We start from the raw sequence: 15,559 nt of genomic DNA, 5'->3' as shown, positions 1-15,559 counted from the left end.
GACGCATCTACCGGGCTGGTGGTGGGCATGGGTGCGGCTCGGGGCACTGTCAGGATGGGCGGATGGTGTACAGGTGTCGCTGACACGGGTCGGGGGCCGGTACGCCCGGAGCCGGGGTGGGGCGCTCGGTCGCCGGATTGCACAACCTACCCGCTGTGCAGGCCAGGCCCTGCCTACCCCGGTGACGGTGGCTGCCTCACCCCCGTCGGATCTCCGTCACAGGATGCGGGTGCCGCACAGCTTGAGGATTTCCTTGGGGTCGGGACGTGGCCCTCCGCAGGTGGATCATGGCCGGCTAGCAGCCCGGCGCTGCTCCTTCCGGCGGCTGCGACTGGCGCGCCTTCGGAGGACTGACCGATGCCCCGTTCCGCCTGATCAAGCTGCTGGAACGGGGCTAGGACGCAGGTTCGCCCTGGGGTAGCCCTCCCTGCACGGCGTGACCCGCTTCCTTGGCTGGGGGCGGGCGCTGTCGTGTTCGAGCGCGGTCCGTTGAGGACGTTTCGCGGTCGCGCCCCTGCCCGGCGCTACACCTGGTGGCGGACCCGCCGCTTGAGGGCTTGCTCGATCTCGTATCTGTTCTGTCCGCTGGCCTTGGCGTACTCGGTGATCGCCGTCTGTACCGCGTAGGCGGTCTCCGTGGTGAGCGCTCCGGCCTGGATCTCCTGCCAGGCACGGGTCTCCAGCTGAATCAGATCGCTGGGCAGTTCGATATCGGCCATGGCTCGAATCGTACGGTGTTGTACGGCTGGAGCAGGTCAGGGCTTCTTCCCCATGGCGCCGTGCAACCAGTCGAGGGGTGTTTGTGAGAGCAGCTCCTCGGCGAGCAACTTGCCCGTGGCAGTGACCAGCCGGGCTTGGCTGTTGTCGATCCACCGCTGAGCGCTTGCATATCCCTGCGACTTGTATTCGATGCCTTGGAGCATGCACTCCAGCTTGTCGGCGTCGCGGGCGCAGATGGCTTCGGGGGTCTCCTTCGCCTCGTACTCGGCGACCAGATCGCGCAGGGTGGAGGCGAGGATCTCGGGCATGCCCGCGGTCTGGTCCGCTGTCACAGCTACCGGGTCGGCGCTCGGGGAGTACTTCTTGCCGAGGTGGTTCACATCCCCGGTTCGGGTCTCCTGAGAGTCGTGCCAGACGGCGAGGAACGCGGCACGCGCCGGGTCGGCGCCCTCTAGCTTGGCGATGATCGAGGCGATGAGGGAGGTGCGCCAGGAGTGCTCAGCGACGCTCTCCGGGTCCCGGACACCGGCCATCCACCAGCCCGTGCGCCGGGCCTGCTTGAGGGTGCCCGACTCGTACAGGAAGTGCGCCACCGCGGACAGGTCGTCAGCCATGTCGTCCGTCTCCTCTCAGGCCTCAGTGAGGCGGATCGCGTATCGGATGCCCTCAAGCTCGCGGCGGGCGCGCCGCGACAGCTCTGGGCTATCCAACATCACAGGCAGCTGATCGCGCAGCGCCCGGACTGCCGTTGACTTGGGGTGGAGAAGGTTCGCGCGGGCAGAGAGCAGGGCCCAGAGGGTGTGGACGTTGAGGTCGAAGAAGCCGTGGTGGGGGGTGAGTCCGCGCACCAGGTGGTGCACTAGCCGGTCGCCTGGCCAGGAGCCGAGACTGTCGGCGATGAAGTCATCCGACAGTTGGACGTGGGGTGATTCCCCAATCCAGTAGGTCCAGTAGTTGAGGTTGGCAGCTTCCCCGGCGTCGTCGTCGGCGAGGGTACGCGCGATGAAATGCTCCATGCGGTCGCGGTCACCTTGGCGTGCGGCGACTGCTGCGACGGATCGGTCAGCGAGCCATCGGGTCAGCCAGTCCTCCGGGCGCATGGTCCCCTGCTGGTGGGCCAGCCACTCGGTGGTGTCCGGGGCGTCGTCGTAGCCGGACAGGTAGAGCGCCTGGCGCCGGAGAAGGAAGTGGTCTCGCCCGCGGGCTTGTTCAGCGGTACGGCGAGTGCGGGCGAAGAAGCGCTGACGGTCCTCTCGGGGTAGCTCGGGCGCTGCGGGTACCGGTCCTCTACGAGCCCGGGGAGCAGGGGGAATCGTCCTCAGCGGGGTGGGGGTGTTCCCACCCAGCGGCCAGGCGAGGACTTCGACGAGGTCGCGCTTCATCACCCACGCACCCATGGGGTCATCTGCCAGTGGGGGCGTCTCATTGAGGGCACTGGACAGAAGGACATCCGCCTCTATGGCCCGTTCCAGTGCAAGGAGCAGGGCCGGGTCGGTGCCGAGGCGAAGCAGGCGGTGCCTGTGAACGAGTACCTGTCCAACTGGGACGGCGGTGAGAGGGCGGCGCCCTGTTTCCCAGCCGGCGATGGTGTCGGTTGAGACCCGGAATTGCTCGGCGAGGGTGTCCTGGGTGTGGCCGAGTTGCTCGCGGATCAGGCGGAAGACATACCCGGAGACTATGCCGGTCCTTGGTCGTGGAGGGATTCCCGTACCGCTGGTCGGGGTTGCGGATCGGTTGCTGCCCAAGGTGCTGCTCCTTACTGGTGGAGCGTTGCTGGATACCCGTACCGACGGTCGCTTCAAGTGGCGTTCTTCGCCCCATACCGTCGAAGTCACTAGGAACCGGGCAATCAGCGTAGTAGGAAAGGCCCCTCCGTGATGACGATGCGTGTGTATGGAGCGCGGCCGGATAGGTCTCGCTATCCCGTGTCACCCGAGATCGTGGTGGACACCCCGAGGGGGCCCCAGACGTCACCGGCGCCCATCACGTCCTCGGCGTATCCGCCGTGTCGCTGCCCTCGGTGCCCCCTGCCGGAGTCGGAGACTCGGTGATGGAGATGCGGACATGGCGCGACGCCCGCGCGCGAGCCGAAGAGGCGGCAGCTGCTCTTCATACGGCGCTGACCCAGCTCGGGCTGCCGGAGCGAGCCCTCCGGTCGATCGGGCCGGTGGTCACCCCGGATGGGCAGGCGTATGTACGGGTCGGCCGGGACCTGCTGGACAGTGTCCGCGGTGAGGAGATCGCCGAGGCCGTACGGATACGCGCCGCCGGCCCGGAGGGCGCCTAGAGCCGCCTGCCCCCGACCCACCCCCGGCGGGGGCAGGCACTCGGGTTGGCCGTGATTCTGCAGAGGGGATTCCCTCGACCGCGACGCGCGCTCCTCGCGCCGGTGCCACCGGTCCTGCGATGAGCGACAGCGAGGCCGGGCCCGCGTCCGGCTGGCTGAGGACCCCACGCAGGCTCCGATCCGCGCAAGGGGATGGACCGAGGCGCGGCCTCGCAGGGTCAGACCTTGACGATGCGGACGCCGGGGCGGCACAGCACGAGGAGGTCCTCGGGGTCCGACGTCAGTACGGTCACGGGGGCGGGCGAGGCGAGTGCGGTGGCGGCCACGATGGCGTCGAGGGCGTACGTGTGGCCGTGCAGGCCGACGGCGGCGAGGAGCTTGCTGGCATGGCGGGAAATGGCTTCGGTGGGCGGGACGATGTTCACGCGGGAGACGGCGTAGTCGAAGCGGGCTTGGGTGACCTTGGGGTCGCGTGCTTCGACCAGAGTGACGGAGCTGGTGACCACGCGGATGTCCTCGTCCTCGGCCGCGGCCAGCCACTCGGTGACTTCAGGGGAGCGTTGTACGAGTTTGGACAATCCCTCACAGTCCAGGACGAGCGTCCCGCTCACGCCGCGTCCGCCGAGTCGGCCATGTCACCGCGGAGGATCGCTCGCTTGGTCTCGACCGCTACCTGGTCCACCGGGCCGTGCTCGGCTTCGGCGTCTTCGATGAGTTCGCGCAGCAGGTCCCGCTCCAGCTGGCGCTGGATGAGAGCTTCGACGTAGGCGGACATGCCTCGCTTGCCGGTACGTGCCTTGAGGGCGGCGATCGTGCCTTCGTGGAGGGAGACGGAGACCGGGCGGACGGGGCCTTCGCCGGGAGCGGAAGGGGTAACCATGAACCCACTTTAACAAAACTCTTGTTATTTGGTGATCGCCGTCCGTACCCGGTCCCCAGCGCGGATATCGCCTGCAGAACTGTGCGAACGGTGCCAGAGGGAGGGGCTGACGTCGAGCAGATGCGATAGATCCCAGATCAGAAGCCGATCCGCGAAGGACTTCCCAGGGACCTTTCAGGTACTTTCACGTCCGTCCCAGGGCTGATCCAGGGACTTTCCACCGTGCGGGCGGGGAAGGCCCTGACAGCGCCGAAAGACATAAAAGCGCTGGTCAGGGCCCACCCATCACGACGTCATCAGCACTCGATGATGTTCACCGCGAGCCCGCCCCGCGCCGTCTCCTTGTACTTGACCGACATGTCCGCCCCGGTCTCCTTCATCGTCTTGATGACCTTGTCCAGGGAGACCTTGTGGCTGCCGTCGCCCCGCATCGCCATGCGGGCCGCCGTGACCGCCTTCACGGCCGCCATGCCGTTCCGTTCGATGCAGGGGATCTGCACCAGACCGCCGACCGGGTCGCAGGTCAGACCGAGGTTGTGTTCCATGCCGATCTCGGCCGCGTTCTCCACCTGCTCGGGGGTGCCGCCCAGTACCTCGGCGAGGGCGCCCGCTGCCATGGAGCAGGCCGAGCCGACCTCGCCCTGGCAGCCGACCTCGGCGCCCGAGATGGAGGCGTTCTCCTTGAAGAGCATGCCGATGGCGCCGGCCGAGAGCATAAAGCGGACCACGCCCTCGTCGTCCGCGCCCGGGACGAAGTTCATGTAGTAGTGCAGCACCGCCGGGATGATGCCCGCCGCGCCGTTGGTGGGGGCGGTGACCACCCGGCCGCCCGCCGCGTTCTCCTCGTTCACGGCCATGGCGTACAGAGTGATCCACTCCATCGCCCGGGCCAGTGGGTCGCCTTCGGCGCGCAGCTGACGGGCCGAGTTGGCGGCGCGGCGGCGGACCTTGAGGCCGCCGGGGAGGATGCCCTCGCGGGACATGCCGCGAGCGACACAGGCCTGCATGACCCGCCAGATCTCCAGCAGCCCTTCGCGGATCTCCTCCTCGGTGCGCCAGGCCTTCTCGTTCTCCAGCATCAGCGCGGAGATCGACAGGCCCGTCTCCCGGGCCAGCCGCAACAACTCGTCACCGGTGCGGAAGGGGTACTTCAGCACGGTGTCGTCGAGCACGATCCGGTCCTCGCCCACGGCGTCCTCATCGACGACGAACCCGCCGCCGACCGAGTAGTACGTCTTCTCCAGGACGGTCGCGCCCTCGGTGTCGTACGCCGAGATCGTCATGCCGTTGGCGTGGTACGGCAGCGCCTTGCGGCGGTGCAGGATCAGATCCCTGTCGAAGTCGAAGGGGATCTCGTGCATGCCGAGCAGACCGATCGTGCCGGCTTCCTTGATCTGCTCCACCTGGGCATCGGCGGTTTCCACGTTCACCGTGCGGGGGGAACTGCCGGTCAGGCCGAGCAGGACCGCTTTGGGGGTGCCATGGCCGTGGCCGGTCGCGCCGAGTGAGCCGAAGAGTTCCGCGCGTATCCTCGCGGTCGGCGCGAGGAGGCCGTCGTTCTTCAGCCGCCGCGAGAACATACGGGCGGCGCGCATCGGGCCGACCGTATGGGAGCTGGATGGACCGATGCCGATCGAGAACAGGTCGAAGACCGAGATGGCCACGTTGGACTCCTAGTGCGACTGGTAGACGCCGTTGTCTGCCGGGGTGGTGCAGATCACGCGGTGGAACGGATGGGGGCACCGCGCTCACGATCCAGTGTGCGCGGTGCCCCCGAACTACGGACGGGCTTACAGCCCGGGGTACAGCGGGTGCTTCGCGGCGAGCGCGGACACCCGGGTCCGCAGCGCCTCGACGTCGTAGGACGGCTTGAGCGCCTCGGCGATGACGTCCGCGACCTCGTGGAAGTCATCCGCCTGGAAACCGCGGGTGGCCAGCGCCGGGGTGCCGATCCGCAGGCCCGAGGTCACCATCGGCGGCCGGGGGTCGTTCGGGATGGCGTTGCGGTTGACCGTGATGCCGACCTCATGGAGACGGTCCTCGGCCTGCTGGCCATCCAGCTCCGAGTTACGCAGGTCGACCAGGACCAGATGGACGTCCGTACCGCCGGAGAGCACGGACACGCCGTGCTCCGTGATGTCGTCCTGGATCAGCCGCTCGGCGAGGATGCGTGCCCCGTCCAGGGTGCGCTGCTGGCGCTCCTTGAAGTCCTCGGTCGCCGCGATCTTGAAGGAGACGGCCTTGGCCGCGATGACATGCTCCAGCGGGCCGCCCTGCTGACCGGGGAAGACCGCTGAGTTGATCTTCTTGGCCAGTTCGGCCGTGGAGAGGATCACACCACCGCGCGGACCGCCGAGGGTCTTGTGGGTGGTGGTGGTCACGACATGGGCGTGCGGCACCGGGTTGGGGTGCAGCCCGGCCGCGACCAGGCCCGCGAAGTGGGCCATGTCGACCATCAGATAGGCCCCGACCTCATCCGCGATCCGGCGGAAGGCGGCGAAGTCCAACTGACGCGGGTACGCGGACCAGCCGGCCACGATCAGCTTCGGCTGGGACTCCTTGGCGAGCTTCTCCACCTCGGCCATGTCGACCTGACCGGTGTCGGTGTCGACGTGGTAGGCGACCACGTTGTAGAGCTTGCCGGAGAAGTTGATCTTCATGCCATGGGTCAGGTGCCCGCCGTGCGCGAGGTTGAGGCCCATGATGGTGTCGCCGGGCTTGAGCAGCGCGAACATCGCCGCCGCGTTCGCCTGGGCACCCGAGTGGGGCTGCACATTGGCGTGCTCGGCGCCGAAGAGCTCCTTGACGCGGTCGATGGCGATCTGCTCGATCACATCGACGTGCTCACAGCCGCCGTAGTAGCGGCGGCCGGGGTAGCCCTCGGCGTACTTGTTGGTGAGGACCGAGCCCTGGGCCTCCATCACCGCGACCGGAGCGAAGTTCTCCGAGGCGATCATTTCCAGGGTCGACTGCTGGCGGTGGAGCTCGGCGTCGACAGCGGCGGCGACGTCCGGGTCCAGCTCGTGGAGAGAGGTGTTGAGAAGCGACATCTCGAAGTCCCTGTCGGGGTCGTGGTCGGTTGGCTGGGTGCGCCGGCCGACGACACCGTCGGCCGGGACCATCAGCTGCTGGAGAAGTCGGCGTACTCGGCGGCCGAGAGCAGATCGTCCTGCTCGCCGCTGACGCGCACCTTGAACAGCCAGCCGCCCTCGAAGGGGGCGGTGTTCACCAGCGAGGGGTCGTCCACGACGTTCTGGTTGGTCTCCGTGACCTCGCCGGAGACCGGGGAGTACAGATCGCTGACGGACTTGGTCGACTCCAGTTCGCCGCAGGTCTCACCCGCGGTGACGGTGTCGCCCACCTCCGGGAGCTGAGCGAAGACGACATCGCCGAGCGCGTTGGCCGCGAACTCGGTGATACCGACCGTCGACACGCCGTCCTCGGCGGCCGACAGCCACTCGTGCTCCTTGCTGTAGCGCAGCTGCTGGGGGTTGCTCATGTCGAGAATTCTCCTGTACGCGGAACGTGCTGATGAACGGGTGGCCACCTGCCGAGACGACGGCGGATGTGTTGGATGCCTTACGGCGTTCCCGAGGTTGCTGTCGACGCTACTGCGACGCCTACCGGGGACCTCCGGGGCTGACCGGCGACCGCAGTGAGGTCCCTTACTTCTGACGCTCGCGGTCCCCTACTTCTGACGCTTGTAGAAGGGCAGTGCGACAACGTCGTACGACTCATGCGTACCGCGGATGTCGACGCCCACGCCCGCGGTGCCGGGCGCGGCATGGGCGGCGTCCACATAGGCGATGGCGATCGGCTTGCCGAGGGTGGGGGAGGGGGCGCCGGAGGTGACCTCGCCGATCACCTGGCCGTCCACCACCACGGACATGCCGGCACGCGGTACCCGTCGGCCCGCGGCGATCAGACCCACGAGCTTGCGCGGCGGCGCGTTCTCGGCCCGTTCGGCGGCCGCGGTCAGGGCGTCCCGGCCGACGAACCGACCGTCGTTGGCGGTCTTCTCGAACTTCACGACCCGGCCGAGACCGGCGTCGAAGGGGGTGAGCGCGGTGGTCAGCTCATGCCCGTACAGCGGCATCCCCGCCTCCAGGCGGAGGGTGTCCCGACACGACAGACCGCAGGGAACCAGGCCCGCGGACTCGCCCGCCGCGGTGAGCGCTCGCCACAGGGACTCGGCGTACCGCGGCTCGACGAACAGTTCGAAGCCGTCCTCGCCGGTGTAACCGGTCCGGGCGATCAGCGCGGGCACCCCGGCGACCGTGCCGGGCAGACCCGCGTAGTACTTGAGTCCGTCGAGGTCCGCGTCCGTGACCGACTTCAGGATGCCCGGGGACTCCGGGCCCTGGACGGCGATCAGGGCGTAGGCGTCGCGGTCGTCCCGGACAACCGCGTCGAAGCCCTCGGCGCGCTCGGTGATCGCGTCCAGGACGATCTGGGCGTTCCCGGCGTTGGCGACGACCATGTACTCGGTGTCCCCGAGGCGGTAGACGATGAGGTCGTCCAGGATGCCGCCGTCCTCGCGGCAGACCATCGTGTAGCGGGCGCGGCCCGTGGCCACCGAGCCGATGTTCCCCACCAGGGCGTAGTCGAGCAGGGCCGCGGCCTCGGGCCCTGTGACCGTGATCTCGCCCATGTGCGAGAGGTCGAAGAGACCGGCACGGGTGCGGACGGCGTTGTGCTCGTCGCGCTCACTGGCGTACCGCAGGGGCATGTCCCAGCCCGCGAAGTCGGTCATGGTCGCGCCCAGCGAACGATGCAGGGCATCGAGGGCTGTCAGGCGGGGGGTATTGCTCATGGACGGGACTCCCAGGGCATGGCCGACGAGGACGGTCCTCCCCATCTGTCATCGGAACCTGAGAGGTTCATCACGACCACGCACTCAGGTGGTCATGACTTGCACCTTGGGTGGAGCCGCCGGGGCGACTCGCTTTTCAGATCTGCCTCATCACACGCGGTACGGGGCCTGAGAGATTCAAGGGAGGAACTTGCTCCTTCGGCGCCCGGCACATGGTGCCCGGGACTCTCCCGCGTGGATTCGAACGGCCGGTATGCAGTTGGCGGGCACATCATTACACGCATCAGGCTCCGGTGGGGGGCGCGGACCCCGCTGATCCGCCGACGCCGATGCGCGTTCTTCGGCCATTGTCCGATCTGTGGCCGTGTCTTTGGACCTGGTTAGCCGGTAAATAAGTTGCTCCCCATTACCATTTCTTTACGCTTCATGGGCAAGTGTGTGGTGACTGACATGGGGGAGGGTGTAATGACGTTGCAGCACTCCAGTGCCTACGCCACCACGGCGGGGGTGCCCGCCCTGCCACCGGTGCCCGCCCGGACGCAGGCGGCGGCGATCGCACCGGTACTGCGGGATCTACGGGGCCGTGCGGGGCGCAGCCCGCGGAGCCTGACCTTCGGCGCCGGGGATGTGGTGGTCGTTTCCGGACTGCCCGGAAGCGGCAAGTCGACCTTGATCCGACGTGCGGCCAGCGCGAGCCGGATCGACTCCCAGGACACCCGGGACCGCTGGGACACCAGGATGCCGCGCTTTCTGCCCTATGCCGTCTATCGCCCCTTCGTCCGCTATATGCACTATGTAGGGCTGCGGAGGGCGCTGCGCTCCGGGGAGAGCGTGGTCGTCCACGACTGCGGGACCCAGGCATGGGTGCGCCGCTGGCTGGCCCGGGAGGCGCGCCGCCGGGGCAGCGCCCTGCATCTGGTGCTGCTCGATGTGGCGCCGAAGGTGGCTCGACAGGGCCAGCGGGAGCGCGGCCGGGGGGTGTCGGGATACGCCTTCGCACGGCATCGGCGTGCGACCGCCCGGTTGATCTCCGACGCGGAGTCCGGACTGCTCCCCGCCGGCTGCTCAGCGGCGGTGCTGCTGGACAGGGCGGCTGCGACGACCCTGACCAGGATGGGTTTCGCGGCGACCGAGTCACCCGAGCCACCCCTTCTTCCCTAAGGGCTGTCCCACCCTGGAACGCGGGACAGTTCTGAGCCGTGCCCCCGCGGGCTCCGCTCGGCACTAGGGTCTGAGGGCAAGCCGTGGGAGGACCGGCCAAGCCGGGGAGAGAGCCGCCAGATGAGCATTCCGGAGCAAGTACACCCGCACCCGTACGACGGCGGCTGGCCGGCGAACGAGCTAGAAGAGACCCTTACCGCCTCCTTGGGCGTCCCCGGCGCCGGCGCCAGGCTGGTCGAGGTCCTTGGCCGAAACCCCATCTGGGTACCGCTGCCCAACGGCGGCTCCCCGGACAGTCCCGACCTCGATCTGCCCACGATGGAGATCGACGGCGGCGCCTATGTCCCCGTCTTCAGCTCCGAACAGCAGTTCCTGAGCTGCGTCGGCACCCATATGTCCTTCACCGTCGCGCCCGCCCGGGACTTCGCCCGCGGACTGCCCCCCCAGCTCGGTATCGCGCTCAATCCCGGAGGCGCCGTGGGCGTGCCCCTCCCGCCGCCCGCGGTCGCCGAACTCTGCCGGGTCGGGCACTCACCGCTCGACGGCTCGGCCAGCGGAGGGCGAGTACGGCTGTTCGAACCCGACTGGCAGGAGGACCCGGTTGACTTCCTGACCGCGGCAGCCGGTGAGTTCCATGCCTGCGGTGCCGTCCTCACCGCCCGTCGGGCGCTCGCCTCCATCGAGGGTGACCCGCCGTCCCTCTTCATCGGCGTCCAGCTCGCCTCTGCGACGCCCGTGCTCGACCCGGCGGACAGCGCTCCACTCGATGCCCTGGGCCGTGCCCTCGGCCGCATCCAGGTGGAATGGCCGGTCAACCTCGTACTCCTGGACGCGGCTCGGGACCCGGTCGTGGACTGGATGCTGGAGAGGGTGCGCCCGTTTTACCGACAAGATGACTACTAGCGCTTACGTACTAACGCCCACGGTCGTCAAGTCGGTGTCGGCGGGGCAGATTAAGCTGGTCCCATGGCCCCGCCTCCCACCGATCCGGAGGTTGTGCCGGATCGTCAGTCACAGATGAGGGGCGGGGACCAGGGTGAGCGCGTCAGGCACCGCGGCGGCCGGGCACGTCGAGCACATGCTGCGACAGGTGACACCCGGGCGGTACGACGCGTACGAGGCATTGCTGAAGGCGCTGGCCGACCCGGCGAACGGCCGGGTCTGGATGCTGCTCTGGCACGGCGTCCCCGGCTCCCCGGACGCTCAGTACGGGACGATGGAGATCGACGGCGTCGGGTACGCCCCCTGTGTCACCTCCGCCCAGGAGTTGGCCGTCTCCGGATGGAATCGCGCCCATGAGGTCGTCACCGGACTCGACATCGCCCGGGCCCTGTACCCCGATCGCTCGGGAATCTGGCTCAACCCCCATGCTCCGGGCGGTGGCGTCGGCGTCCCCTGGCCGGACCTGCGGCGGATCGCCACCGGCCTTGACCGGATGCCCGCCGGGCCGCTGAGACTCTCGGAGCCCGCGGTCGAGATCCCGCACTTCTACGCCCTGCTGGCACAGAACGCACACCGTACGACCCCGATCCGGTCGCTGCGCCGGGTGTGGGTCCAGCCTGCGCTGGGCGCTCCGTATCTCGCCATCGGGCTCGATCTCTATGACACCAGCAGAACGTCGGTGGACGCGGTACGGGCGATGATGCAGCAGTCGATCGCGGCGGTGCCCGAGGGGCTGCCGGTGTCGACGGTGGCGATGTCGGATGAGTATGACCCGGTGACGATGTGGTTGCGGGCCAATGCCCGGCCGTTCTACGACCGGGACGCCCATGCCGGGGGTGCCGCGCCAGCGCCCGGCTACGGCTTCCCGCCCCAGTCCCGCTGACTCAACCGTGCGGGAGGCGAGTAGTCGTTCCGCGCTCCTCGCTGCCGCCGATCTCGGCTCTCCGCTGTACGCACCGGTGCGCCCCTACCCCACCTGGGTGGGAGCGGAACCAACCCCTACATCGCAGAAGTTGGCCCTAAGTCGTCGTCGGCCCCGTGCGCGGCGTTGGAGAACCAAGGGGGCCGAATCAGCCGTTGACCGCCCTCCCTCCTTGGGGCATCCAGCCAACTTCGCCGACTCGCCGTCCCAAGGCCCGACAGCCGACTGTCGAGATCTCGCCCCCTCTGAGGGCGTCTGAAAACCTCTAGATGCAGGTCGCCAGGCCAGATTGACTCCATCGCGCTTGCAAACCTCACTATCCTTGATGGCTTGATTTCATAGATAAAGCGCCCATCGCGGCCATTCTCGCTCTTCTCGTCAAGGTGCTCCGATCCCTCCCTGAAAGCGCTCTCGCGGGCGCTCACGCCCCGTGCATCCCCTTGCGACCACTCTGTCCATATGGCGGGATCTATCTCAACTATCTCCCGAATTCTGGCAATTGATCAACCGCTCAGTCAGTGCTGGCGTCCGAATAGCGGGCTATCCCAGCGCATCACGGTTGAGCAAACATTCCCCATGGGGGCTGGCGGGTGATCGCGCGACCATTGAAGACTCCCGCTCCAAGGGCAAATTCGCCCTCGCGTACGGAGGACTGCATATGCGCTTCCCGTGCCCGAGCTCCACTGCGCACCAGATGTTGTGAACGAAGCCGCTAGCGCGGCGGGTACGGGCCGGTCAGCGCCGGTCGAGAGGGGTCCCCACCACGATGACGGCACCACTGCACGGCACCAGCGCGGAACCGGACGCGCCCGCCGATGTCACGGCGACTGCTGCCGGTAAACAGGTCGAGGGCCGGTCGCTCGGGCGGATCGCCTGGTCCCGCCTCAAGCGCGATCGGCTCGCCCTCGCGGGCGGCATCGTTGTCATCTTCCTGGTGCTCATCGCGGTCTTCGCCCCGCTGATCGTGAGCCTGTTCGGGCATCCGCCCAACCAGTTCCACCAAGACAAGATCAACCCGCTGTTCGGCACGCCCTACGGCTCCTTCGGCGGCATCAGCTCGGAGCATCTGCTCGGGGTCGAACCCAACAACGGCCGCGATGTCTTCAGCCGGATCGTCTACGGCGCACGGATCTCCCTCCTCGTGGCGTTCCTCTCCGCCATGGTCGCCGTGCTGATCGGTACCGTCCTCGGCATCGTCGCCGGCTACTTCGGGGGCTGGGTCGACTCCCTGATCAGCCGCGTCATGGACATGTTGCTGGCCTTCCCGCAACTGCTCTTCATCATCTGCCTGGTCTCGGTGCTCCCGAACAATCTGCTCGGCATGACCGGCAGCACGGTCCGCATCACGATCCTGGTCGCCGTCATCGGCTTCTTCGGCTGGCCCTACATCGGCCGTATCGTCCGCGGCCAGACGCTCTCCCTGCGCGAGAAGGAGTACATCGAGGCCGCCCGCAGCCTGGGCGCCGGCCGACGCTATGTGCTGTTCAAGGAGTTGCTGCCCAATCTGGTGGCTCCGATCACCGTCTACACCACGCTGATGATCCCCACCAACATCCTCACCGAGGCCGCGCTCAGCTATCTCGGCGCGGGGGTGCGCCCGCCGACCGCCTCCTGGGGGCAGATGCTCTCCAAGGCGGTGGACAGCTATGAGGCCGATCCGACCTTCATGGTGGTCCCCGGCATGGCGATCTTCGTGACGGTACTGGCCTTCAACCTCTTCGGGGACGGCGTACGGGACGCGCTGGACCCCAAGGGCACCCGCTGACCAGAACTCTCCCCGAGCCCGGACTCTGCTGATGCCTCGCACGGAAGGCACCAGCAACGGGAAGCACCCCACGGCCTTCGGCCCCCAGCCGGACCCGCGGACAACTGAACTGCCCCTGCCACAGCGGCCAGGCGGCTCCCGACGGTTCCCCCGGCAGGCAGCGGGGGGCCGCCCTACCCCGGAGGTTGCAGGACTATGACACCCCTACGTTCGTCGCGGACCCAGCGCATCGCTGGCGCGGCGCTCATGGTGGCCGCGCTCACCGCCACTGCGGCATGCGGCGGCGGTGGCGGCTCCAAGGACGAAGGCGGCGACGGCAAGGGCGCCGGCTACAACGCCGGAGCCAAGGGCATCGCCAACCCCTCCACCAAGAAGGGGGGAACGCTGAAGTTCATCGGCAAACAGGACTTCGACTCCACTGATCCGCAACGCCAGTACTACGGCATGGCCTGGGACTTCTCCCGCTTCTACGCCCGCCAGCTGATCTCCTACACGCCCAAGCCCGGCCAGGCCAGCGCCGAACTGGTGCCTGACCTCGCCAAGGGCAAGGCCCAGATCACCAATGACGGCAAGACCTACACCTACCAGTTGCGCGACGGCGTCAACTGGGAGGACGGCACGCCGATCACCTCCAAGGACATCAAGTACGGCATCCAGCGCATCTGGGCGACGGACGTCATCACCGGTGGGCCCAGCTATCTGCGCCAGGTGCTCGACCCCAAGGGCGAGTACAAGGGGCCGTACAAGGACACCACCCCGGACAAGCTCGGACTGAAGGCGATCCAGACACCGGACGACAAGACCATCGTCTTCAATCTGGCCACCCCCAACGGCGACTTCGAGCAGATGCTCGCCATGCCGTCCGGCTCCCCGTTGAAGAAGGAGAAGGACACGGCGGGCAAGTACCAGCTGAAGCCGTTCTCCTCGGGGCCGTACAAGTTCCAGTCGTACTCCCCCAAGAAGGGGGCGGTGCTGGTCCGCAACGACAAGTGGCAGCGCAGCTCCGACCCGATCCGGGCCGCTCTCCCGGACAAGATCACCGTCACGATCAACTCCAACATCGAGGCGATCGACGAGCTGTTGATCAAGGGCGAGTACGACCTCGACCTCAACGCCACCGGAATGGGTCAGGCCGGCCGCACCAAGGCGATCAAGGAGCACCGGGAGAACCTCGACAACATCGAGACCAGCTTCATCCGCTATGTCGACATCGCCACCAAGGTCGCGCCGTTCGACAACATCGAGTGCCGCAAGGCCGTGATCTACGCGGCCGACTACGCGTCGATGCAGGCCGTGCGCGGCGGTCCCGAGGCCGGCGGTGAGCTCGCCACCAATATGCTGCCCAAGTCCATCAAGGGCTCGGACGACTATGACCCGTACGGCATCCTGGCACGCAAGGGCAAGCCCGACGAGGCCAAGGCCAAGGCGGCGCTGAAGGCCTGCGGCAAGCCCAGCGGCTTCACCACCACCATCAGCGCCCGCAGCAACCAGCCGGGCGAGGTGCAGAGCGCCGAGGCGCTCCAGCAGTCACTCCAGGCCGTCGGAATCAAGGCCGAGGTGGAGTCCATCGACGGAGCGGAGTCCGCCAGCATCACCGGTTCGCCCGCGGTGGTGAAGAAGCGCGGTCTGGGCCTGATCGTGACGGGCTGGGCGCCTGACTTCCCGACCGGCCAGGGCTTCTCCCAGCCGCTGGTGGACGGCCGTTTCATCGCCCCGAACGGCAACTACAACGTCTCCGAGACCAATGACCCGAAGATCAACAAATTCTTCGACGACGCGCTGAAGGAGACCGACCCCGGCAAGGCCGCCGCCATCTACCAGCAGATGAACCACGCGGTGGCGGACCTCGCCGTCCAGATGCCCTTCGTCTACGAGAAGAACTTCACCTGGCGCAGCTCGCGACTGACCAACGCCTACTCGTCGGCGGCGTACAGCGGCCGCTACGACTATGTCTCCCTGGGCGTCGTCAAGTAGGCGTCAGGCAGGCGTCAGGCAATCGTCGCGCATGTCCGGGAGCCACCCCTGAGGTGGTCCAGCGCAGGCGCGCCCGGCCGGTGCGCGGTCGTCCG

Annotated in this window: 15 protein-coding genes and 1 riboswitch; of the genes, 6 read left to right on the top strand and 9 right to left on the bottom strand. The window is 67.8% G+C overall.

All coding sequences use genetic code 11. The features are described 5' to 3' along the window. Positions 1-524 precede the first annotated feature (524 nt). The 3 genes from NBG84_RS05580 to NBG84_RS05570 are packed head-to-tail and all read right to left on the bottom strand — an operon-like array spanning position 525 to position 2,465. Entirely contained in the window at positions 525-719 is a 195-nt protein-coding gene (locus NBG84_RS05580) for a hypothetical protein (RefSeq protein WP_250918143.1), read from the bottom strand. Positions 720-755: 36 nt separating this feature from the next. Then, positions 756-1,334, bottom strand: coding sequence for an HD domain-containing protein (locus NBG84_RS05575; RefSeq protein ID WP_250918142.1), 579 nt, complete (start codon positions 1,332-1,334; stop codon positions 756-758). Between the two features lie 15 nt (positions 1,335-1,349). Then, entirely contained in the window at positions 1,350-2,465 is a 1,116-nt protein-coding gene (locus NBG84_RS05570) for a helix-turn-helix domain-containing protein (RefSeq protein WP_285366389.1), read from the bottom strand. 305 nt (positions 2,466-2,770) lie between these two features. On the opposite strand from NBG84_RS05570, the gene NBG84_RS05565 reads away from it, so the two are divergent. Then, positions 2,771-3,007: a hypothetical protein gene (locus tag NBG84_RS05565; protein WP_250918141.1), complete on the top strand. Its 237-nt coding sequence runs from the start codon at positions 2,771-2,773 to the stop codon at positions 3,005-3,007. Positions 3,008-3,225: 218 nt separating this feature from the next. On the opposite strand, the gene NBG84_RS05560 is transcribed toward NBG84_RS05565, so the two are convergent. The 6 genes from NBG84_RS05560 to gcvT form a co-directional block, all read right to left on the bottom strand. After that, positions 3,226-3,618, bottom strand: coding sequence for a type II toxin-antitoxin system VapC family toxin (locus NBG84_RS05560; protein ID WP_250918140.1), 393 nt, complete (start codon positions 3,616-3,618; stop codon positions 3,226-3,228). Next, a complete protein-coding gene (locus tag NBG84_RS05555) occupies positions 3,615-3,887 on the bottom strand; it encodes a hypothetical protein (RefSeq protein ID WP_250918139.1) in 273 nt (90 codons plus the stop codon). The genes NBG84_RS05560 and NBG84_RS05555 overlap by 4 nt, the downstream gene beginning before the upstream one ends. A 296-nt stretch (positions 3,888-4,183) precedes the next feature. Then, a complete protein-coding gene (locus NBG84_RS05550; protein WP_250918138.1) occupies positions 4,184-5,551 on the bottom strand; it encodes an L-serine ammonia-lyase in 1,368 nt (455 codons plus the stop codon). Between the two features lie 126 nt (positions 5,552-5,677). After that, positions 5,678-6,937, bottom strand: coding sequence for a serine hydroxymethyltransferase (glyA, locus tag NBG84_RS05545; protein ID WP_250918422.1), 1,260 nt, complete (start codon positions 6,935-6,937; stop codon positions 5,678-5,680). Between the two features lie 71 nt (positions 6,938-7,008). Beyond that, entirely contained in the window at positions 7,009-7,386 is a 378-nt protein-coding gene (gcvH, locus tag NBG84_RS05540) for a glycine cleavage system protein GcvH (RefSeq protein ID WP_250918137.1), read from the bottom strand. 189 nt (positions 7,387-7,575) lie between these two features. Next, entirely contained in the window at positions 7,576-8,700 is a 1,125-nt protein-coding gene (gene gcvT / locus NBG84_RS05535) for a glycine cleavage system aminomethyltransferase GcvT (RefSeq protein ID WP_250918136.1), read from the bottom strand. Between the two features lie 147 nt (positions 8,701-8,847). Further along, positions 8,848-8,943, bottom strand: a riboswitch (glycine riboswitch). A gap of 222 nt (positions 8,944-9,165) precedes the next feature. Between gcvT and NBG84_RS05530 the strand changes: the two genes are divergently transcribed. The 5 genes from NBG84_RS05530 to NBG84_RS05510 all read left to right on the top strand — a co-directional run bounded on the left by NBG84_RS05530 (position 9,166) and on the right by NBG84_RS05510 (position 15,464). Further along, positions 9,166-9,861 (top strand): AAA family ATPase, encoded by a 696-nt coding sequence (locus NBG84_RS05530; protein ID WP_250918135.1) that lies wholly within the window; start codon positions 9,166-9,168, stop codon positions 9,859-9,861. Between the two features lie 120 nt (positions 9,862-9,981). Further along, the gene (locus tag NBG84_RS05525; RefSeq protein ID WP_250918134.1) at positions 9,982-10,764 is read left to right on the top strand and encodes an enhanced serine sensitivity protein SseB C-terminal domain-containing protein; all 783 of its coding nucleotides are present in this window, start codon (positions 9,982-9,984) and stop codon (positions 10,762-10,764) included. Between the two features lie 133 nt (positions 10,765-10,897). Next, complete coding sequence (locus tag NBG84_RS05520; RefSeq protein WP_250918133.1) at positions 10,898-11,686, top strand: enhanced serine sensitivity protein SseB C-terminal domain-containing protein; 789 nt, start codon at positions 10,898-10,900, stop codon at positions 11,684-11,686. An 805-nt stretch (positions 11,687-12,491) separates the two neighbouring features. Continuing rightward, the gene (locus NBG84_RS05515) at positions 12,492-13,490 is read left to right on the top strand and encodes an ABC transporter permease (RefSeq protein WP_250918132.1); all 999 of its coding nucleotides are present in this window, start codon (positions 12,492-12,494) and stop codon (positions 13,488-13,490) included. Positions 13,491-13,685: 195 nt separating this feature from the next. Further along, a complete protein-coding gene (locus tag NBG84_RS05510; protein ID WP_250918131.1) occupies positions 13,686-15,464 on the top strand; it encodes an ABC transporter substrate-binding protein in 1,779 nt (592 codons plus the stop codon). The last annotated feature ends 95 nt before the right edge of the window (positions 15,465-15,559 follow it).

Origin of the sequence: Streptomyces albipurpureus, from assembly GCF_023701525.1 — a bacterium.
GTDB lineage: Bacteria > Actinomycetota > Actinomycetes > Streptomycetales > Streptomycetaceae > Streptomyces > Streptomyces albipurpureus.
The sequence above is the reverse complement of the archived record's forward strand: the minus strand, read 5'-3'. Positions and strand labels throughout refer to the sequence as shown.